This is a genomic window from Nonomuraea sp. NPDC050022 (genome assembly GCF_044460705.1).
Classification (GTDB): Bacteria; Actinomycetota; Actinomycetes; order Streptosporangiales; family Streptosporangiaceae; genus Nonomuraea.
In genome coordinates this window covers 196,608-216,320 of sequence record NZ_JBITKE010000010.1, presented here as the reverse complement: position 1 = coordinate 216,320, position 19,713 = coordinate 196,608, and the positions used below count along the sequence as shown (strand labels likewise).

At 68.2% G+C, this 19,713-nt stretch carries 18 protein-coding genes; 10 read left to right on the top strand and 8 right to left on the bottom strand.

Annotation, left to right across the window (positions count from 1 at the left end; all coding sequences use genetic code 11):
• Positions 1–67: 67 nt before the first annotated feature.
• The 5 genes from ACIBO2_RS38990 to ACIBO2_RS38970 all read left to right on the top strand — a co-directional run bounded on the left by ACIBO2_RS38990 (position 68) and on the right by ACIBO2_RS38970 (position 8,397).
• Positions 68–5,269 carry a ThuA domain-containing protein gene (locus ACIBO2_RS38990; protein WP_397303523.1) on the top strand — a complete coding sequence of 1,734 codons (5,202 nt, stop codon included), beginning with the start codon at positions 68–70 and terminating at the stop codon, positions 5,267–5,269.
• A 72-nt stretch (positions 5,270–5,341) separates the two neighbouring features.
• Positions 5,342–5,977 carry a hypothetical protein gene (locus tag ACIBO2_RS38985; protein ID WP_397303521.1) on the top strand — a complete coding sequence of 212 codons (636 nt, stop codon included), beginning with the start codon at positions 5,342–5,344 and terminating at the stop codon, positions 5,975–5,977.
• Positions 5,978–6,074: 97 nt separating this feature from the next.
• Complete coding sequence (locus ACIBO2_RS38980; protein WP_397303518.1) at positions 6,075–7,112, top strand: hypothetical protein; 1,038 nt, start codon at positions 6,075–6,077, stop codon at positions 7,110–7,112.
• Positions 7,109–7,819, top strand: coding sequence for a hypothetical protein (locus ACIBO2_RS38975; RefSeq protein ID WP_397303516.1), 711 nt, complete (start codon positions 7,109–7,111; stop codon positions 7,817–7,819). Before ACIBO2_RS38980 ends, ACIBO2_RS38975 begins: the two co-directional genes overlap by 4 nt.
• On the top strand, positions 7,816–8,397 hold the full coding sequence (locus ACIBO2_RS38970) for a hypothetical protein (protein WP_358535231.1): 582 nt from the start codon (positions 7,816–7,818) through the stop codon (positions 8,395–8,397). The genes ACIBO2_RS38975 and ACIBO2_RS38970 overlap by 4 nt, the downstream gene beginning before the upstream one ends.
• Before the next feature lie 148 nt (positions 8,398–8,545).
• On the opposite strand, the gene ACIBO2_RS38965 is transcribed toward ACIBO2_RS38970, so the two are convergent.
• A complete protein-coding gene (locus tag ACIBO2_RS38965) occupies positions 8,546–8,644 on the bottom strand; it encodes a hypothetical protein (protein WP_358536131.1) in 99 nt (32 codons plus the stop codon).
• 36 nt (positions 8,645–8,680) lie between these two features.
• On the bottom strand, positions 8,681–9,145 hold the full coding sequence (locus ACIBO2_RS38960; protein ID WP_358535229.1) for a hypothetical protein: 465 nt from the start codon (positions 9,143–9,145) through the stop codon (positions 8,681–8,683).
• A gap of 505 nt (positions 9,146–9,650) precedes the next feature.
• Here ACIBO2_RS38960 and ACIBO2_RS38955 point away from each other — a divergent pair.
• A complete protein-coding gene (locus tag ACIBO2_RS38955; protein WP_358535227.1) occupies positions 9,651–10,067 on the top strand; it encodes a hypothetical protein in 417 nt (138 codons plus the stop codon).
• A gap of 152 nt (positions 10,068–10,219) precedes the next feature.
• Complete coding sequence (locus ACIBO2_RS38950) at positions 10,220–10,876, top strand: transposase (protein WP_397303512.1); 657 nt, start codon at positions 10,220–10,222, stop codon at positions 10,874–10,876.
• Between the two features lie 234 nt (positions 10,877–11,110).
• Here ACIBO2_RS38950 and ACIBO2_RS38945 read toward each other — a convergent pair whose 3' ends face one another.
• Complete coding sequence (locus tag ACIBO2_RS38945; protein ID WP_358535223.1) at positions 11,111–11,581, bottom strand: MarR family transcriptional regulator; 471 nt, start codon at positions 11,579–11,581, stop codon at positions 11,111–11,113.
• Positions 11,582–11,826: 245 nt separating this feature from the next.
• On the opposite strand from ACIBO2_RS38945, the gene ACIBO2_RS38940 reads away from it, so the two are divergent.
• The 3 genes from ACIBO2_RS38940 (at position 11,827) to ACIBO2_RS38930 (ending at position 14,420) form a co-directional block, all read left to right on the top strand.
• Positions 11,827–13,680 carry a PHB depolymerase family esterase gene (locus ACIBO2_RS38940; RefSeq protein WP_397303509.1) on the top strand — a complete coding sequence of 618 codons (1,854 nt, stop codon included), beginning with the start codon at positions 11,827–11,829 and terminating at the stop codon, positions 13,678–13,680.
• 137 nt (positions 13,681–13,817) lie between these two features.
• The gene (locus ACIBO2_RS38935; RefSeq protein ID WP_397303506.1) at positions 13,818–14,285 is read left to right on the top strand and encodes an integrase core domain-containing protein; all 468 of its coding nucleotides are present in this window, start codon (positions 13,818–13,820) and stop codon (positions 14,283–14,285) included.
• 9 nt (positions 14,286–14,294) lie between these two features.
• Positions 14,295–14,420: a hypothetical protein gene (locus ACIBO2_RS38930; RefSeq protein ID WP_397303504.1), complete on the top strand. Its 126-nt coding sequence runs from the start codon at positions 14,295–14,297 to the stop codon at positions 14,418–14,420.
• Positions 14,421–14,470: 50 nt separating this feature from the next.
• Here the strand turns inward: ACIBO2_RS38930 and ACIBO2_RS38925 are convergent, their stop codons facing one another.
• The 5 genes from ACIBO2_RS38925 to ACIBO2_RS38905 all read right to left on the bottom strand — a co-directional run bounded on the left by ACIBO2_RS38925 (position 14,471) and on the right by ACIBO2_RS38905 (position 19,712).
• On the bottom strand, positions 14,471–14,923 hold the full coding sequence (locus ACIBO2_RS38925) for a VOC family protein (RefSeq protein WP_358535217.1): 453 nt from the start codon (positions 14,921–14,923) through the stop codon (positions 14,471–14,473).
• A 1,491-nt stretch (positions 14,924–16,414) separates the two neighbouring features.
• A complete protein-coding gene (locus ACIBO2_RS38920; RefSeq protein WP_358535215.1) occupies positions 16,415–17,650 on the bottom strand; it encodes an iron-containing alcohol dehydrogenase in 1,236 nt (411 codons plus the stop codon).
• Between the two features lies 1 nt (position 17,651).
• Positions 17,652–18,014, bottom strand: coding sequence for a hypothetical protein (locus ACIBO2_RS38915; protein WP_397303500.1), 363 nt, complete (start codon positions 18,012–18,014; stop codon positions 17,652–17,654).
• On the bottom strand, positions 18,011–19,471 hold the full coding sequence (locus tag ACIBO2_RS38910) for an NAD-dependent succinate-semialdehyde dehydrogenase (RefSeq protein ID WP_358535211.1): 1,461 nt from the start codon (positions 19,469–19,471) through the stop codon (positions 18,011–18,013). Before ACIBO2_RS38910 ends, ACIBO2_RS38915 begins: the two co-directional genes overlap by 4 nt.
• A 76-nt stretch (positions 19,472–19,547) precedes the next feature.
• Positions 19,548–19,712 (bottom strand): FAD-linked oxidase C-terminal domain-containing protein, encoded by a 165-nt coding sequence (locus ACIBO2_RS38905; protein WP_358535209.1) that lies wholly within the window; start codon positions 19,710–19,712, stop codon positions 19,548–19,550.
• Between the last annotated feature and the right edge of the window lies 1 nt (position 19,713).

Below are 19,713 nucleotides of genomic sequence, written 5' to 3'. Positions count from 1 at the left end.
GGCCAGGCTGTTCAACGCGGCCCTGCCAGAAGGCGGACGACGCCCGAGGCGTCGAACCGCGACCACGATGGCCTTAACCCTCATCGTCCCTCTCATCACGCTCCTCGCGGCGCCGGTGAGCGCCGAGGCCGCCACGGCGGCTGAGCCCGCTTTCAAGGTGCTCGTCTTCTCGAAGACGACCGGCTTCCGGCACGACTCCATCCCCGAGGGCATCGCGGCCGTGCAGAAGCTCGGCCAGGAGAACAACTTCGCGGTCGACACGACCGAGGACAGCACCCTGTTCACGGACGAGAACCTGGCGAAGTACCAGGCCGTGGTCTTCATGTCCACGACCGGTGACCCGCTGGGCACACAGGAGCAGAAGGACGCCTTCCAGCGCTACATCCAGCGGGGCGGCGGCTTCGCGGGCGTCCACGCGGCCGCCGACAGCGGCTACAACTGGGCCTGGTACGGCAAGCTCGTCGGGGCCTACTTCAAGCAGCACCCGGCGATCCAGCAGGCCACGGTCAAGGTCGAGGACCCGGCCCACCCGTCGACCAAGGACCTGCCGACGACCTGGACCCGGACCGACGAGTGGTACGACTACCAGGCGAACCCGCGTGGCACGGTCCACGTGCTGACGTCGATGGACGAGAAGTCCTACACCGGCGCCACGATGGGCGCCGACCACCCGAACACATGGTGCCAGGACTTCGACGGCGGCCGTTCGTGGTACACCGGGCTCGGCCACCTCAAGGAGAACTACAGCGAGCCCAACTTCCTGAAGCTGCTGCTCGGCGGCATCCAGACCGCCGCCGGCGCGGTCAAGGCCGACTGCTCGGCCTCGCAGAGCGCCAGCTTCGAGAAGGTCACGCTCGACGACAACACCTCGAACCCCATGATGGTGGACATCGCCAAGGACGGCCGGGTCTTCTACGTCGACCGGCTCGGCGAGGTCAAGATCATCAAGCCTGCCGGCGGCACGGTGACGGCGGCGAAGCTGAACGTCTTCACCGCCAACGAGAGCGGCCTGCTCGGGCTGGCACTCGACCCCGCCTTCGACTCCAACCACTGGGCGTACCTCTACTACTCGCCCACCGGGACAAACGTCGACCGGCTGAGCAGGTTCACCGTCACCGGTGACAGCGTGGACCTGACGAGCGAGAAGAAGATCCTCGACGTCCCGGTGCAGCGGGCCGAGTGCTGCCACCACGGCGGCGGCATGGTGATGGACCCCAAGACCGGCAATCTGTGGCTGGCCACGGGCGACAACACCAACCCGTTCGCCTCCGATGGCTACGCGCCGCTCGACGAGCAGTCCGGCCGCGCCAGCTGGGACTCCCAGCGCACCGCGGGCAACACCAACAGCCTGAGCGGCAAGCTGCTGCGGATCCACCCGGAGACCGACGGCACCTACACTGTCCCGTCCGGCAACCTGTTCGCGGCGGGCACGGCGAAGACCAAGCCGGAGATCTACGGCATGGGCTTCCGCAACCCGTTCCGCATGGGTCTCGACCCCAAGACGGGCAACATCATGCTCGGCGAGTACGGCCCCGACGCCAACTCGGCGAGCTCCACCCGGGGCCCGCAGAACACGGTCGAGTGGAACCTCATCTCCAAGCCGGGCAACTACGGCTGGCCGTACTGCGTCGGCAACAACACCCCGTACGTCGACTACAACTTCGCCACCAAGCAGTCGGGGTCGCCGTTCAACTGCGCCGCGCCGGTCAACGACTCGCCGAACAACGACGGCCTGACCAGCCTGCCGGCGGTGATCCCGGCGACGATCTGGTACCACTACGCAGCCGACGCGCAGAACTTCCCGGAGCTGAGCGGTGGCGCGCCGATGGGCGGCCCGGTCTACCGCTCCGACCCGAACCTGCAGTCGGACGTGAAGTGGCCGGCGTACTGGGACGGCAAGGCCGTCTTCGGCGAGTGGAACAACAACAAGGTGTGGTCGTTCCAGCTCGACGAGAACGGCACCAAGCTCGTCGAGATGAACCCGATCCTCGGCTCCCTGTCGTTCAAGAAGCCGATGGACATGAAGTTCGGCCCCGACGGCGCGCTGTACATGATCGAGTGGGGCTCCGGCTTCGGCGGCGACAACGCCGACTCCGGCGTCTACCGCATCGTGTACACCAAGGGCACCCGCCCGCCGATCGCCCGTGCCGCGGCGGACAAGACCGATGGGCCCCTGCCGCTGACCGTCAAGTTCTCCAGCGAGGGCAGCCGTGACCCGGAGGACAAGGCACTCACCTACGCCTGGGACCTCGACGGCGACGGTGACACCGATTCCACCGACCCCAACCCCACCTTCACCTACGAGAAGGGGGGCGACTACAGCGTGGTCCTGACCGTCAGGACCCCTGACGGCAAGACCGCCACCGCCAGCGTGACGGTCAGCGCGGGCAACATCCGTCCCGTCGTCAAGGTGGACGTCCCGCCGAACGGCGCCTTCTTCGAGTTCGGCGACCAGGTGAAGTTCAAGGTCACCGTCACCGACGCCGAGGACGGCACGATCGACTGCGACAAGGTCCAGATCCAGGCGATCCTCGGCCACGACAGCCACGGCCACCCGCTCGACCAGCTCAAGGGCTGTGAAGGCACCCTGCAGACCCAGCAGGCGGGCCACGGCGAGTACGACAACCTCTTCTACGCCATCGAGGCCAGCTACACCGACGGGGGCGCCAACGGCGCCAAGCCGCTGACCGGGCGGGGCCAGATCATCCTGGAGCCCAAGCGCAAGCAGGCCGAGCACTTCGCGCAGACCGGCCGGGTGGCCGACGGCAAGGGCACCGACGCCGCGGGCGTCCAGGCGGAGACCACGACCGACACCCAGGGCGGCAACCAGCACATCGCGTTCGTCCAGGACGGCGACTGGTGGTCGTTCGACCCGGTGAACCTGTCGAACGTCACCGCGATCCGGCTCCGGGCCTCCTCGGGCGGCACCGGCGGGACCGTGCAGGTCCGGGCGGGCAACCCCGAGACCGGCACGCTGGTCGGCTCGGTCGACGTAGCGCCCACCGGCGGCTGGCAGACGTTCACCGACGTCACACTCAACCTGACCAACCCACCGACAGAAAGCGGACCGCTGTACTTCGTCGTGCGCAAGCCGGCGAGCGCGGCCAACGACACCTACCTGGCCAACGTCAACTGGGTCGACTTTGTCGGCAAGGGTGCCACGGACAACCAGCATCCGGCCGTGACCGCGACGGCGACCCCGGCGACGGGCGTCGCCCCGCTGAAGGTCGACTTCAAGGCGACGGCCACCGACCCCGAAGGCGACCCGATCACCTACAAGTGGAACTTCGGGGTGAACGGCGCGCCGGAGCCCACCACGGCCGAGGCGAGCTACACCTACACCGCGCCGGGCAGCTACACGGCCATGGTGACCGTAACCGACGACAAGGGCGCGTCGGCCACCGCCCAGGTCCCGGTCAAGGTGGACGCGGCGGCCACGGTGTGCTTCACCGGCCGTTCTGACGACTTCCTGGGCAGCCAGCTCAGCCGTGACCGCTGGTCGGTCATCCGGGAGAACCAGGACCTCAAGGTCGCGGACGGCAAGCTCGTGATCCCGACCTCGACCACCGACATCTACAGCACGGGCGGCAACACCTCGAACATCGTCGTGCAGCCGGCGCCGTCGGGTGCCTGGACCGCCACCGCCAAGCTCACGCTGAACGCGCGTGACGCGTACCAGCAGGCGGGCCTGATCATCTACGGCGATGACGACAACTACGCCAAGATGGTGCTCCAGGCGCGGTCGACCTCGGGCTCCAACCACGCCAGCCGCATCTTCCAGTTCATCCGGGAGGAGAACGCCGCCCCGAACGAGGTGTCGCAGAGCAACACGGCCAACCTCGGGGACTCCTACCCCGACACGGTGTACGTGCGGTTCGTCAGCGACGGCACCAACATCACCGCCCACTACTCCTCGGACGGCACCACGTTCACCGCGATGCCGCAGACCAAGGCGCTGGCCGGAATCGCCAACCCGAAGATCGGCCTGATCTCGCTGGCCGGGGCCAACCACCCGGTCGTGGACGCGTCCTTCGACTGGTTCCACATCACGCCGGACGACAAGGCGACCGGGCCGGACCCGGCCGATGAGTTCGACGGCACCGCGCTCGACACCTGCCGCTGGAGCGCGATCGTGCGCCCCGACGCCACGGCGGCGCGCGTGAGCGACGGCAAGCTGGCGCTGGACACCACGACGGGTGACATCTACGGGACCGGCAACAGCGGCCCGAAGAACTTCATCCTGCAGCCGGCCCCGAGCGGCGACTGGACGCTGGAGACCAAGGTGGACGCCTCGGCCCTCAGCGAGCAGTACCAGCAGGGCGGCCTGATGGTGTACACCGGCGACGACGACTACGTGAAGCTCGACTTCCTCACCACCAACTCGGCAGGCTCGACGGTGGCCCGGAGCATCGAGCTGCGCAGCGAGGTCGGCGGCACCGTGCAGAACCCGCAGCCGCAGGTGAACAACCTCACCAGCGGCGTGTGGTGGCTGCGGCTGAAGAAGGTGGGCACCACCTTCACCGGCTCCTACTCCTCCGACGGCCAGGCCTGGACGGATCTCTCCGCGCCGGTGGAGAACTCCGCGGTGGCCACCGGCGCGAAGGTCGGCGTGTACACCATCGGCACCAGCCAGTCGGCGTCGAAGACGGTCACGTTCGACTACTTCCACCTGGCCAAGGGAGGCTCGAACCAGGACAAGACCGCGCCGGTGACGACGGCGACGACCGATCCGGAGCCGCCGGTGGGCGGCACGTTCATCGGTCCGGTGTCGGTCACGCTCAAGGCCGCCGACGAGGACGGCGGCAGCGGGGTCGACAAGACCGAGTACCAGCTCGACGGCGGCGACTGGACCGCCTACACCGCACCGGTCACCGTGACCGGCGACGGGCAGCACGAGCTGAAGTACCGCTCGGCCGACAAGGCGGGCAACGTCGAAGAGGCCAAGACGCTGACGGTGACGATCTCGGCAACCGCGCCGCAGGTCAAGCTGACGGTCACCGCCACGTCCCGCTGCATCGGCACCTCGGCGTACGTGGCGGTCACGGCCATCAACAACTCCGATGTGCCGGCCACGGTGACGCTGACCACCCCGTTCGGTACGAAGACCGTGGCCGGCGTGGCCCCGGGCAAGCAGGCTTACCAGTCCTTCAACAGCCGGGCCGGGCAGGTCGACGCGGGCACGGCGACCGTGAAGGGGACCGCGACGATCGCCGGCAAGGAGATCACCTCGTCCTACGACGCCGCCTACCCGGCGCTCAGCTGCCGCTGACCGCCATAGCAGAACCGGGGTCGGCCGGCCGATCGGCCGGCCGGCCCCGCCCCCCATCAATGGAGCGATCACATGAAGATCAACAGGACCACGCAGCTGCTCGCCGCTGCGGTGCTCGGTGTCGCGCTCGCCGGCGTCGGCGTGGCCGGTCCCGCGCTGGCGGACGACGACCCTGACAACGGCATCGACGTGTCGGTGACGATCGAGCCCAACACCACTCCCGGCCAGGTGTCCATGACCGTCGCCGACAACGGCGGAGTGTCCCTGAAGGAGGACGGGTCCAACGCCACCGCCCGTCAGTTCGTCGGCACCCTGCCGACGGTCACGGTGACCGACACCCGCCGGCCCGAGGAGGTCCCCGCCGGTGAGTTCTGGGCGGTCGTCGGCCAGGCCAGCGAGTTCACTGCGACGAGCGGTTCGGCGCCGCCCATCGGCCCGCAGTACCTGGGCTGGCGGCCGCGCATGCTGAGCGACTCCTCCTCCGGGGCGGTGGCGGCCGGTGAGCCCGTCTCCAGCGTCATCTCAGACGGCTCGGGCGCGCCCACCGTCGGTCTGAAGGGGCAGGAGCTGCTGGTGTCGACGGCGAACTCCGCCGACGAGATCGGCACCTGGCAGGTCAACGCCGGCCTCGCGCTGCGCACTCCCGCCGACGTCGCCGCCGGCGAGTACCACTCGACTCTGACGCTCTCCCTCTTCAACCAGTCCTGAACCGAAGGCAGGACGCCATCGCCCGCTGTGGGCGTCCGGGACCTGCGCCTCCTGGCGCAGGTCCCGGACGCCCACGATGAGACTGGAGACACCTCTGTTGACCACAAGCCGTTCGCGAGGCGCCCTCGCCCGCCTCGCCGTCTTACCCGCTGTCGGCGTTGCCCTGCTGGTCGCCGTCCTGGTCACCACGGTCGCGTTCGCGACCCCGTCCGACGCCGACACCACCTGGTCGGTCGTTCCGGCCAACGCCGACGGTCCTGACGGCCGCAGCGTCATCGACCTCGAACTCGCCGGCGGGCAGCAGGTGGTCGAGCATGTGGCGGTCATCAACCGCTCCACTCAGCCGGTCGACTTCGCGATCGACGCCAACGACGGCTACCTGACCTCCAAGGGCTACTTCGACATGCGGCCCTCGGACGCGAAACCGACCGACGGCGGCTCCTGGATAGCGGTTCCCGAGAAGGTGACCATCGCCGCCGGGGCCACCTCCGTAGTGCCGGTGACAGTGTCGATCCCCCAGAACGCGACGCCGGGCGATCACCCCGCAGGTGTGACCGCGTCCCTGGAGACCGTCTCCGGCCAGGTACGGGTCCAGAACCGGGTGGGCGTCCGCCTGAACATCCGCGTCACCGGTGACTATGCGGCCAAGGTGGCAGTAACCGACGTGCAAGCCGAGTACACGGGATCGTGGAATCCCTTCGCCGCCGGATCCGTCGAGGTGACCTACACCGTGGCCAACGTCGGCAACGTGCGGCTGGTCGCGGACAACCGGGTCCTGACGTCCACGTTCGTAGGCGAGAACAACTGGAGTGACCCGTCCGCGGCCAAGGCCAGGGAGCTCATGCCGGGCGGCAGCCGCACGTTCGTCGCACGAGTGCCCGGCGCCTGGCCGCTGGGTCCCATCGGCACGACGGTCACGGTGATCCCCTCGCCCGCGGGCAAGCCGATCCCGGGCGTCACCGCCCAGCGGATGGCTATCGACACCACGGTCTGGGCCCTGCCGTGGCCGCAGCTCGCCCTCCTCGTCCTCCTTGTCCTCGCCCCTTTCGCCATCCGGCTGGGCGCCGCCTGGCGCCGCAAGCGCATCGAGAAGCTGATCACGCTCCACAGCAAAGGCACGCCTCAGGAGGCGTGAGCGCCATCGACATCCGCCCTCAGGAGGTGGCGACCATCAACCGACCCAGGCAACCGGCCCCCGCACAGGGTGCAACGTGGGCCCATGTGCTCGCCCTCGCCCTCGCGTTCGCGCTCGGCGCGATCGTCGCCGGCGGTGTGGTGTTCGCGCTGACCCGGCCGAACTCGATTGAGCGGATGGCGGACCGGCTCCGTACCGAGTCCGCCCTCCGGGACAAGACGCAGATCAAGACCCTGACGGAGCTGGCCCGCACCACGCGGGCCCGGCTCGTCCCCGTGCTCGACGGGCTGGGCCGGGCCATGCCCGGCGACGGAGTCGCGGGGCCTGTTGCGGTGACCGCCGCCGACGTCGAGAACTGGCAGAAGGCGGCCACCGCGGCCGCCGGCGGCTTCGCCGACCCGCCGTCCGGTGAGACCGCCACCAACGTGGCGCGGTCGAGTCTCGCCTCCGCCGTACGGCAGATCGCCACGACCGTCGACACCTACGCGGCCGCGCGGGGTTTGACAGGACCGGCCCGCGCCGCCGCCATGGATCTGGCCGTACGGCAACGCGCCGACGCGCTCTTCACCTGGTCGATCGGAGCCACCGCTCTCGACGCCGTGAACATCGACGCGGGCTACGGCCACCAGCATGTGTTCCTACCGACATCACCCGGCGAAGGGGCGCTCACCCCCGACACCGAACCCGAGGGGAGTCACGACTCGTGAACAAGGTACCGGCATACGTCCTCACCGTCCTGCTGGCCGGGCTCATGCTGGTGCTCGGCGCACCGGCGGCCTCCGCCCACGGCGGGCCGATCAATCTGGAGGTGACGGGAGACGGCGCCGACAACGTCAACGTGCTGGTCACCTACAAAAAGGACGGCCATCCCGTAACGGAGATCGTCGAGGCCACGCTGAAGGCGACCTCGGCAGACGGCCGTTCCTTCGGGCCGGTGCCGCTCAGGTCGGCGCCCGAGGGCCAGAACCTCTACCACTCCGCCGAGCCGCTGCCGAGCGGCGAGTGGCGGGTCACCGTGACCGCGACCGAGCCCTCCAAGGCGAAAGCGACGGTGAAGGTGAAGGCGGGCGTTATCGCCGCCCCACCCGTGGCGGCGACCGCCCCCGCAACGGGCCAGGCGACGGCGCCCGCGCGGAACAAGGCCGCCGCGCCGGCGACCGTGATGGACGACCAAGGTGCGATGGGGACTCCTCTCAAGATCGGCATCATCGTCCTCGTGGCGCTCGTCGCCCTCGCGGCCTGGATCGCCCTCGCCTGGCGGCACCGCATGGGCGTCCGGCGCTGAATTCGGCCGGCCAGGGATTGACGAATACAACAGGAGGGCGCAACCGACCAGGACCTCGCCGGGGCCGGAGAGTTGGGCTGAGCAACCTCGTTCCCACCCCTGGCGCGGCCCTTGTCACCGGTTACGCGCAGAACTTCTGGATAGGCGCTCAGCCTCGGTTCCAGGTCCACTTCTGGTTGTTGCCGCCCCAGCAGGGGTAGAGCTGGAGTCGAGTGCCCTTACCGGTGCCGTTGTTGGCCGCGTCCAGGCACCAGCCCCGATCCCACCCTTCGCATCAGCCGTGTCAAAGCCACTGCCCGCGCTGCTCGTGAGCGGCAGCGAGGATGAGGTAGGCGCTGGCCGTCCAGGTGTAGGCGCGGTCGCGCAGGCCCTCGCCGGTGGGCGCATCAAAGTTCTCCGCGAAACCGGACTGCTCGCACAGCCGCCGGAAGCGGGCGCTGATCTCGTCGGCCAGGCCGGCGTGCACCGCATCGACGGACGCGTCCGGCAGGGGCATCGTCTCGGCGCTACCCGGCAGGGCATGGATGGCCCGCAGCGCGCGGCGCAGATCGCCAGCATCGCTGGGTCGGCTCGACCGCGACGACGTCGGCGTGACTTGGATGGTGCTCTCCTGTCGTGGCTGGCCGGACCTGCCTGGATGGTCGCGTGCCTTCATGCGCGTGCTGGAAGGCGCGAACGTGTCGTTGTAGGTGGTTCGGTCGCCGACACTGCGACTGCCGATAATTACACCTGTCCAGGTCATGGCCATGTGGAGGCTTCGCGTAGCGTGCGCGAGCTCCGGCCACCAGGAGAGGCAGTTGGCGTAGTGCCAGTGCCTGATGCAGCCGGTGCTGGTTGTAGTGGCGCTCGTACCCGGCCAGAATCTGTCGCAGGTGCCGCTCACCATGGACCAGAAGGCGATCGAGGCATTCGCGCCGGAGCGTGCCGACGAACCGCTCTGCGAACGCGTTCGCTAGTGGCGAGCGCGCCGCGTTTCGATCTCCATGACGAACAACACGTACAGGCGCTTGAGGAACACCGTATCGACGTGGAGAAAGTCGCCGTACCCGGCCCGCGCCGGGCCGCCCGCCATGCCGTCAGGGTCAGTTCGATCAACACCCACCGGGCATCGGACAAGTCGGCGCGCCGAGAAGCCATGTGAAGATCAACGACCGAACCGCCGCCCCGATACGGACAGATCATGACGCAAGAAGATCAGATGCTCTCTTAGCGGCATACTTCCGATATACCGCCGATCTCTAAGATCTGGCGACATGAAAATTATGCGAACAGCGGCCATCGTCGGCGCCCTGGGCCTGGCCCTCTCACTCTCGGCCACTCCAGCCTCGGCTTCCTCCGTCCTCAGCGGACGCTGCAGCAAGGGCGACTTCCAACTCGCGGCGTCAGTCACGTACGGCAACGCCGGAGGCCAGCACTTCTTCACGAAGCTCACCTGGAAGATCGTCGGCGACGTTGGCAGCAACAACGACGTCTACTTCGAGTTCTGGAAGAAAGGCAGCCCGGACAGCCTGCTCAAGGTCTTCAAGATGAACGACGTCTCGAAGTCCGGCTCCATGAACATCTCGTTTCGCAGGCCGCTCGGGGACGCGGTCTACGTGCACGGCGGAACCGTCTTCGACACGAAGTACGCCACCGACCCGGTCTGCAAGTACCTCACCCGCACAATCTAAGCTTGACTCTGTCGGGAATCTTGGGAATCGTCGGCGAGTCACGGTGAATGACGGGTTGGCCACCGACAGACTTTCGGGCCGTGAAGTCGATCACTACTTCCCCGAGGTGGTCTGTGTCCCTTCGTCCCCGTTCCGGTGAGCAGGTTCCGGCTTTGACCGCGCAGGTCGCGCGGGCGAGCAATCCGGGCGGTACGACGGCTATGTGGGTGAGAGACCTGCTGGATGAGCTGTGGTGCGACGAAGACTTCGCCGACTGGTACCCGCGCGATGGGCGCCCCGGTGTCTCGCCCGCTCAGCTTGCCACCGTCAGTGTGCTGCAGTTCCTGCTCGATCTGTCGGACCGGCAGGCTGCCGAGGCGGTCCGCTGCCGCATCGACTTCAAATACGCCCTGGCCTTGGAGCTGGACGATCCCGGCTTCCACCACAGCGTGATAGCTGACTTCCGTGACCGTCTCGCCCAGGGCGATCGCGCCGACCGCCTCCTGGACCTCGCGCTGGCCCGTCTCAAAGATGCCGGGCTCGTGCGCGAGCGCACCACGCAGCGTACCGACTCCACCCACGTGCTGGCTTCGGTACGCGATCTGACCCGGCTGGAGTTGATCACCGAGGCGGTACGGGCAGCTCTGGAAGAACTCGCCGGTATTGCCCCGCACCTGCTGGCCAGACCATCAGCGCCTACGGGCCGGGAGACACTGCGGAAACGACCCCAACGCCGTCACCGTCCGCATCTACCAGCAGGAGAAGGCCGCAATCGGCAGCTTCGACCTCGCCGTCCGCTGAGGCCAAACTGGAGGCGGCCCTCGGGGTGATCGGCCCGGTCCCCGCGCGGAGGCGGGGACCGGGCCACATCCCATAGGACCAGCGCTTGAACTGCCGCGGGGTGTGTCTCCGTCGAATTCCTGCCGGTGCAGTGCCGTACTCGCAGGAGTCCCGATTCGATCGCTTCTGCGGTTGGTCGAGTCCGGCGCTGTGGCCCGTGGATGGCCACGGACCACAGCATGGCCAGGGCGACGGTGGTGGCTTCTGCGAGCGAAGGACTGGGATCAGGGCCGCGTGTCCGGGTGGAGGGCTCGGGCGCACAGCGTGAGCGTTTCCGCGAGTGTCGTGCGGGCCGGGTCGTCGATCTCGGCGAGCATGATGGCTTCGATGCTGTCGAGGGAGCGGTCGCATCGCTGGAGGGTGTTCAGGCCTTTTGGGGTAAGGCGGGTGCGCAGAGCGCGGCCGCCACGGGGATGCGGGTCGCGGCGGATCAGGCCGCGTTGTTCGAGATCGCGGATGACCAGGTTCATCGCCTGCGGGGTGACGAAGGCGATGCGGGCCAGGTCGGCCGAGGATGGGGCGTCGCGCAGGCGCAGCTCGCTGAGCGCCATGTATCCGGTGGTCGTCATGCCGTGCCGGGCGAGCGCTTCATCCAGGCAGGCGCGGATGCGGCGTTCCAGCCGGAACACCAGGTAGCTCACACGGGGCGGCGGTGCGTCGGGCGCGGCGGCCGCGGGGACACCCGGATCGGTCACCAGGAGACGATATCGCGCCCCGTCAGAACGGGCTCCAATGTAAGTTTCCCAGAACGTTATCAAGGACCTTGATAACAAGTTACTTGATAGCCAGGGGAAACAGCTCCCTGCCAGATGAACTGGCGGACATGCACACCCAGCGTGCATTGACGGTGGATTGTGGCTCTTCTATTTTCCAGCAACCGATGTCAATACGCGGCGGACCGGTCCGCGGCGCGCCGCGGCTATGGAGAGGAGGAGCACGAATGACACGATTGACCACGGTGCTGGCTCGTGCCTGCGCCGCGGCGCTCTTTGCCGTCATGACCGTGGTACTCGGATCGCCGGCCGTCGCCGCCACCCTGGTGGAGGTGACCAGCTTCGGCAACAACCCGGGCAACATGCGGATGCACGTCTATGTGCCGGACTCGCACCCGGCCTCGCCGGCGATCGTGGTGGCGATGCATGGCTGCGGCGGCTCCGGTCCCGGCTTCTACCAGGGCAGTGAGTTCGCCTCGCTGGCGGATCGATATGGCTTCATCGTCATCTACCCGACCGCCACCCAGTCGGCAGGGTTCGGCAACTGCTTCGACACCTGGTCGGACGCGGCCAAGCGGCGCGGCGGCGGCAGCGATCCGGTCTCGATCATCTCAATGATCGACTATGTCGAGCGGACCTATCAGGGAGACCCGAACCGTGTCTACGCCACTGGAAGCTCGTCCGGCGGCATGATGACCCAGCACATGCTCGCCGTCTACCCGGACGTGTTCAAGGCAGGGGCCTCCTTCATGGGTGTGCCGTTCAACTGCTTCGCCGGCGCCTCCGACTACCCGCCCGGAAGCAGCAGGTGCACCGGCGGGAGCATGGACCGAACACCCCAGCAGTGGGGCGATGCGGTCCGCCAGGCGTACCCGGGATATTCCGGCCCCCGCCCGCGCATGCAGCTGTGGCACGGCACCAGCGACACCCTCGTGCCCTACTCGCTGCTGCGAGAGTCGACCGAGCAGTGGACCAATGTGTTCGGGCTGAGCCAGACCCCGACCAGCACCGACACCCCGCAGGCAAACTGGAACCGCAGCCGATACGCCAATCTGTCCGGCACCGCGCAGGTGGAGGCGTACAGCATCCAGGGCGCCGGGCATACTCTTCCGCAGAGCGGTATGGGACTCTACGCCATCGAGTTCTTCGGCTTGACCACCAGTCCGACCGACACCACGCCGCCGACCACGCCAGGCACCCCGGTCGCGTCCAACGTGACCGCCGCCAGTGCCACGCTGACCTGGACCGCGTCCACCGACCAGGGCGGCTCCGGCTTGGCCGGCTACAACGTCTACCGGGAGCAGGGCACCAACGACCCGCAGCTTGGCCAGTCCACCACCACCTCGATCACCCTGACCGGGCTGAGTGCCAACACCCAATACCAGGTGTACGTACGGGCGCGTGACGGCGCGGGCAACCTGTCGGGCAACTCCGCGCCGGCCACCTTCACCACGGCCCCCACCGGAGGCGACACCACACCGCCGACCGCCCCGCCCGGGCTCACCGCCTCGGACACCAGCACAACCGGCACCAGCCTGACCTGGACGGCCTCCACTGACGACACCGGTGTGACCGGCTATGACATCCTGCGCGCTACCGGCGCGATGGGCGGCACATTCACCCAGGTCGGCACCTCGGCCACGACCTCGTTCACCGACACGGGCCTGACTGCGAACACCACCTACCGCTACCAGGTCCGGGCGCGCGACGCCGCTGGTAACGTCTCACCGGTCTCCAACACTGTCCAGATCACCACTCAGGGAAGCACGACCGGTGCATGCTCGGCGACCCCGGCCGTGCAGTCCCAGTGGGGGAACGGGTATGTGATCCAGCCGCTGACCATCACCAACACCAGCACCTCGACGATCACCAGCTGGACCGTCACCTTCACCCTGCCGGCCGGGCACACCCTTACCGGCTCGTGGAACGCCACCATCACCACCAGCGGCCAGACCGTCACGGCCAGAAGTCTCAGCCACAACGGCACGCTCGCGCCGGGAGCCAGCACCACCAGCTTCGGCTTCCAAGCGAGCAGGCCCAACGGCAACGCCGCCCTGCCGTCCGGCTACACCTGCGCCTGACCGTCAGCGCGCTTCCCTGATCACGGCCCCGTCATTGACAGGTGGGACCGGGCCGTGATCAAGGGATCCGCGCCGCGGGAGAACCGGCTGCGTACCGCCATCGTGCGGTCATCGAGCAGGCCACCAGACGCGTCCACGTGCTCGGCACCACCGCTCACCCCACCGGAAACTGGGTCACACAGGCGATCAAGAACCTGGTGATGGACCTGGACGATGCGGGCTGCCGGGCACGCTTTCTGCTCCGCGATCGGGATGGGAAGTTCCCGGCGCTCATGGACGAGATTCTCGCCGAGGCCGACATCAAGACGGTGCTCACAGGTATCCGAATGCCGCGGATGAACTCGCTCATGGAGCGATGGGTCCAATCGTGCCGCCCCGAGCTTCTCGACCGCTGCCTCGCATGGAACGAAAGCCACCTGCGGCACGCCCTGCGCGAGTACGAACACTTCTACAACCGGCACCGAGCCCACCAAGCCCTAAACCAAGCGGCTCCGCTGCGTCCCGCCCCGAACCCGATCACCGATCCCGGACGAATCATCGACCTGAACATACGCCGACGAGACCGGCTCGGCGGCGTCCTCCACGAATACTCACATGCCGCTTGACCTACATGGATGAAATTTTCGGCAGGCGCAGAGTCGGCGGTGTTGGTGAACGTCCAGGAGAACCCGGACGCCGCGAGCCTGCCCGCGCCGGACACGCCGTGGTGCGACTCCCGCGCCTGGCTTGTGCGCGGATGATCCACTGACCTCGGCATGCGCCGCTCGCACCCGTCCCCGGCCGGACGGGATCAGGCGGGCGGGTCGGCGTAGACGTCGTGCAGCATGCCGGTGGCCTGGCCGACCTCGATGAGGTGCCCGTCCGGGTCGCGCATGTAGCAGCGGATCTCGGCCTTGCGGTCGATCGGCTCGGTGAGGAACCGGGCGCCGAGCGACGTCGCGTGCGTGTGGAAGGCGGCGATGTCAGCGACGCGGACGTTCATGAACGCGGTCACCGGGTCGCCGGGCTCGGGCGCCCGCAGCGTGACGTCCGGTTTGTCCGGGGTGGGGCCGCCGCCGGGGTTCATGATGATCCACGTGTTGGCAACCTTCACGATCGCCGGGTTCTCTTCAAGGACGACCTCGCCGCCCAGGACGTCCGCGTAGAACGCGCGCGAGCGGGCCACGTCCCGGACAGTCAGAAAGTGCGTGACTACGAGCCCCTCGACGGGCACGGGCAGCTGTTCGCGGTCGACCATGCTCATCCCCTCACAGGTTGTGGTGCGCTTAGTGCGCCCAGCGGGCGGGGTCGGCTCCAGGGCGTCCCGATCCCAGTGGGCGACCTCGGCAGCGGCCTCGCTGCAAGGCGTCACGGGTCTCGTACGAGTCGGCCACGCGCAGCCGCGACCAGACCTGCCGCCCCATCGCCGTCCCCCTCGGCCGGATCGGTCGTGCGCCGTTCTCGCGCAAGGGGGTCATACCCGGCCGGATGGGGGTTAGTCAGGCAACGAACGTCAACCTCCACCGGCCCCGCTCGACACCGACTTTCGGAAGGTCGAAGGCGCGCACGCGCCCGTCAAAGGTGCGCACCTCCACCTCGCCAGGCCGAAGCTGGTGACCCTCGGTGGCCGGTCCCTATAGGACGCCATCTTTTTTGGCCGTACATGCGTGCACGGCAACTCGGATAACCGACAAGACCGCAGCCGTCCGCGATTCTCACCGGGGCCTGGCCGCCGCCTCTGCGTGAGGCGGCGAAAGACCGTTGTCCGCGGTACATGCGATCCCAGATCAGCGACGGCTTCGGCCCTGCGTTGCGCTAGGCAGTGGGTACGCGGTTATGCCTGCCCAGTAAGCCAAGCGTGCGTCGCAGATCCGCCGACGCCTGGGCGCTGACACGTCAGGGGGCGCTGCCGGCGTGGCGGGATGCGGGGTAGCTGCGCAAGCCCGTCAGGGCGGCAATCAGGTCGGGCAGGGAGGTGGGCTGAGCGCCATGTAAGCATCTCCCGGGAAAGCGTGAACCGTGAGGAGAGGGGCCGCGTTCCGCGGCCCCTCGGGCCGAGCTACTGGTAGTCGATCTCCTCGGCGATCCACAGGTGCTCCCGGAGCTGGGTGGCCGCCTGGTCGCGGTCGGAGCACTCCTGTGGTCGCCTTCGCCAGCCGGCCGTCGGCCAGGTAGACCCGCTCCTCGCGGGCGAGCCGTTCGCCTCCCTCTTTACATGCGACGGCCCTATGTTTTTGCAGGTCACAGCGTTTTCGTACAAGATTCGGGACTCGCGTGTTGCCAGCCGCATCGCGGTTCAACCCCACTGTCGAACCTGGGCAACCTAGGCGGGGAAGACGCCGCCGCAACGACACCATCACCGAACGCCGCGCCGACCCGCAGGTTCGGGCGAGCGTCAAGTACCGGCGGCCGATCCGGTGCCCGAGCGGGCTTCCACCACGTGAGCCGACTTCCTGCGCTCGCAAGCCGACGCCATGCTGGCCTGCGATTTCATCGAGACCGTCACGCTCAGCGGCCAGCGCCAGTGGTATCCAGGCCGTACTCACCGGCATCCGGATGCCGCGAATGAACTCGATCATGGAGCGATGGATGCAGTCCTGCCGCCCCGCTGCGTCCCGTCCCCGATCCGATCACAGATCCCGAGCGGATCATCGACCTGAAAATACGCCGGCGAGACCGGCTCGCCGGCATCCTCCACGATTACTCATATGCCGCTTGACCTGCATGGATGTAATTTTCAGCAGGCGCACCGTCACTATCTCTGCTCCGGAGTCAGGCCGTGTCGGGTCCGGTCCCCGATCCAGGCCGCTTCGAGGATCGCGGTCAGGCTGGCGCCGTCGGTCGGGCCTGGATGGTTCTGGATCAATCGGGTGACGCCACTGGCCATCTCCGCGAAGCGCGGGAGGTCGGCGCGTGCCACGCCGATGTCCGCCAAGGTGGTAGGGATGCCGATGTCGGCAAGGAGCCCGTCGAGCCAGGTGAGGAACGTATCTGCGGCCTCGGCATCCGAGGCATCGGTCACGTTGAGCCCGCACACCCCGGCGAGGATGGCCAACCGGTCGCCGATGGCATCCCTGGCCGCGTCCAGCGCGTAGGGCAGCAGCAGCCCGACGCCCAGGCCGTGCGGCGTGTGGGTGGCTGCGCCGATGGGGTATTGGAGGGCGTGCGGAGCCGCGTTGCCTGCGTGGGAGAATGCGAGCCCGGCTAGCATGGACCCATAGGACATGTCCGCGCGCGCGTCCTTGTCGCCTCCGTCCCTGACGACATGGGGCAAGCTGCGGGCGATCCGCTCCGCGGCCAGGAGCGCATAGTGATCGGTGATCGGGTTGCGGCCGAGGAAGACCTGCTCCACCGGGTCGCGCGGTCCGTGGGCCCGGGGTCGCGCGGTGTAGCTCTCCACCGCGTGACAAAACGCGTCGATGCCGGAGTGGGCAGTGACGGTCGCAGGGCAGGTGTAGGTGAGCTCGGGGTCGACGATGGCGAAGTCGGGCACGATGTGGACGCTGGAGACCCCCACCTTCAGCTCGCGGTCCGGGTCGGTCAACACCGAGACGGGCGTGAGCTCGGAGCCCGTTCCTGACGTCGTCGGGACCGCGACGAGAGGAATCGTCGGCCCCGGCACCTTCGACTCGCCGTAGAAGTCGCGCGGCGTCCCACCGTGGCGCCGGATGACGCCGACGATTTTGGCGAGGTCGATCACCGTGCCACCCCCGATGGCGAGGATTACGTCGGCGTCCACCTCTGCGGCGACCGAGACGGCCAGGGCGACATCGGCGAGTGGCACGTCCGGAGTCGCGTCGGCAAACACCCCGACGACTTCGACCTTCTCCCGCACGGCGGCCACGATCTCGGCCACGCCCGGCTGCCCCAGAAGAACCCGGTCGGTCACGATGAGGACTCGCGAGCCACACTCGGCCACCACTCGTGGGATGTTCTGCGCGACCCCTTCGCCCACTATCAGCTGGCGTGGTCCGCGGACGGTCTCAAGCATGTCAGTGCCTCTCTGGAACGTCGGCGGAGATTTGCTGGGCGGACGTCCAGGTCACCTGCGAGACTGGGACGGCGTCGGCAAGGTCGGCTGCCGGGTGGCGCAGGCGCGCGCCAGGCTCCCAGACTCGGTCGTGCCCGGGCGCTCTCGGGTCCATCGCGATGAAGCCGAAAGGGCTGATCGCCCCATCCACCGCCGCGGCCGCGTCTGTGGCGCGCATACCGGCGGAGTCGACGGCGTCCCCAGGCGCCAGCGGATTCGTGCCGACCATGGCCCGGGTCCCGCCCCACGGGTGGAGGCGGGTCAGGTCATGTGTGCACAGGGCGCGGTGATCCTCGGCGGGCACCCGGAGCAGCAGGCCGGTCACGGTAGGTCGATCGCCGCGTAGGTGACGTCGAGGTACTCAAGGATGCCCTCGTGCGATCCCTCCTTGCCGATCCCGGACTGCTTCACGCCTCCGAACGGAGCTGACGGGTCCGAGATCAGACCACGGTTGATGCCGACCATCCCCGTCTCTAGCCCCTCGGTGAACCGGAGCGCCCGCTGGAGGTCACGGGTGAAGACGTATCCGACCAGGCCGTGCTCGGTGTCGTTGGCCTTCGCCATTACCTCGTCGTCGGACGTGAACGAGATGATCGGCGCCACCGGGCCGAAGATTTCCGCCTCCAGCATCCGCGCGTCTTCGGGCACGTCGACGAGGACCGTAGGCGGGTAGAAGTGGCCCGGCCCATCCGGACGTTCGCCGCCCACCAAGACACGGGCGCCGCGATTGACCGCGTCGGCGACGAGCTCGTCGATCTTGGTGACCGAGGCCTCGTCGATCAACGCCCCGACGTCCACGCCGTCGTCGAGACCATGGCCCACCGAGAGCGCGCCCATCCGCTTGGCGAAGCGCGCCGTGAACTCCTCGCGCACCGGCTCCTCGACGTAGATTCGGTTGGCCGCGATGCAGGACTCCCCGATGTTGCGCATCTTGGCCACCATGGCACCGTCGAGCGCGACGTCCAGGTCCGCGTCGGCACACACGATCAAGGCCGCGTTGCCGCCCAGTTCCATGGAGGTGCGCAGCACGTTGTCCGCCGCCTGTCGTAGCAGCACGCGCCCGACCTCGGTCGACCCGGTGAACGAAAGCTTGCGGGTCCGACGGTCGGCTAGCAGTGCTGAGACCACCTCGCCGGCACGCTTGGTTGTCACGACGTTGACGACGCCCGGGGGAACGCCGACCTCCTCCATGATGCGGGCCAGGAACAGCATGGTGAGTGGCGTCTGGGCTGCTGGCTTGGTGATCGTCGTGCAGCCCGCCGCCAGCGCAGGAGCGATCTTGCGGGCACCCATGGCCAACGGAAAGTTCCAGGGCGTCACGAAGACGCACGGTCCGACCGGCTTCGGCACGGTGAGGATGCGATATCCACCAGCGGGAGCGGTGTTGTAGCGCCCCTCGACGCGCACCGCCTCCTCGGCGAACCAACGGAAGAACTCGGCGCCGTAGGCCACCTCTCCCCGGGCCTCGGCGAGCGGCTTGCCCATCTCGAGCGTTATCAGCCGAGCGACCTCCTCGGATCGCTCGGTCAGTGCCCGGTACGTCGCGGTCAACAACTCTGACCGTTTTCGCGGCGGGGTCGCCGCCCACTCCGCCATTGCCTTGCTCGCCACGTCCAGAGCGGCGAGCCCGTCAACGACGTCGGCGTCCGCCACCTCGGCGATGGTCTTGCCGGTGGCCGGGTCCTCGACGACAAAGGTGGCTCCGCTGGCGGCGTCGCGCCAGGCGTCGCCAATCCGGAGCCGCCGGTGCTCGGGGGCCAGGACGTTCATCGGGTCACTCATTGCGTCGCCTCCTGTGATGTTCTTGGTGATGTCCAGCGTGACCTCAGCGATCGCGCCACGCGCGTTGACGAACGGGTCACACGACCTCGTCGGGGTCGAGGTTGCCGAGCGGGTCGAACGTGGCCTTGGCCCTGGCCGCAGGGCGACGCCCCGCGCCACCGATCGCCTTCTCGGGCCATGGCTGCCTCAGCGTCGTCAGGCCGTGCTCACCGGTGACGGTCCGCCGAGGCTCGATTGCCACG

What these genes read in the sequence shown, in the direction of transcription:
- ACIBO2_RS38990 (WP_397303523.1), top strand. Translation starts at nt 68, where the DNA reads ATGGCCTTAACCCTCATCGTCCCTCTCATCACGCTCCTCGCGGCGCCG.
- ACIBO2_RS38985 (WP_397303521.1), top strand. Translation starts at nt 5,342, where the DNA reads ATGAAGATCAACAGGACCACGCAGCTGCTCGCCGCTGCGGTGCTCGGT.
- ACIBO2_RS38960 (WP_358535229.1), bottom strand. Translation starts at nt 9,145, where the DNA reads ATGGCCATGACCTGGACAGGTGTAATTATCGGCAGTCGCAGTGTCGGC.
- ACIBO2_RS38955 (WP_358535227.1), top strand. Translation starts at nt 9,651, where the DNA reads ATGAAAATTATGCGAACAGCGGCCATCGTCGGCGCCCTGGGCCTGGCC.
- ACIBO2_RS38940 (WP_397303509.1), top strand. Translation starts at nt 11,827, where the DNA reads ATGACACGATTGACCACGGTGCTGGCTCGTGCCTGCGCCGCGGCGCTC.
- ACIBO2_RS38930 (WP_397303504.1), top strand. Translation starts at nt 14,295, where the DNA reads ATGAAATTTTCGGCAGGCGCAGAGTCGGCGGTGTTGGTGAACGTCCAG.
- ACIBO2_RS38925 (WP_358535217.1), bottom strand. Translation starts at nt 14,923, where the DNA reads ATGAGCATGGTCGACCGCGAACAGCTGCCCGTGCCCGTCGAGGGGCTC.
- ACIBO2_RS38920 (WP_358535215.1), bottom strand. Translation starts at nt 17,650, where the DNA reads ATGCTTGAGACCGTCCGCGGACCACGCCAGCTGATAGTGGGCGAAGGG.
- ACIBO2_RS38910 (WP_358535211.1), bottom strand. Translation starts at nt 19,471, where the DNA reads ATGAGTGACCCGATGAACGTCCTGGCCCCCGAGCACCGGCGGCTCCGG.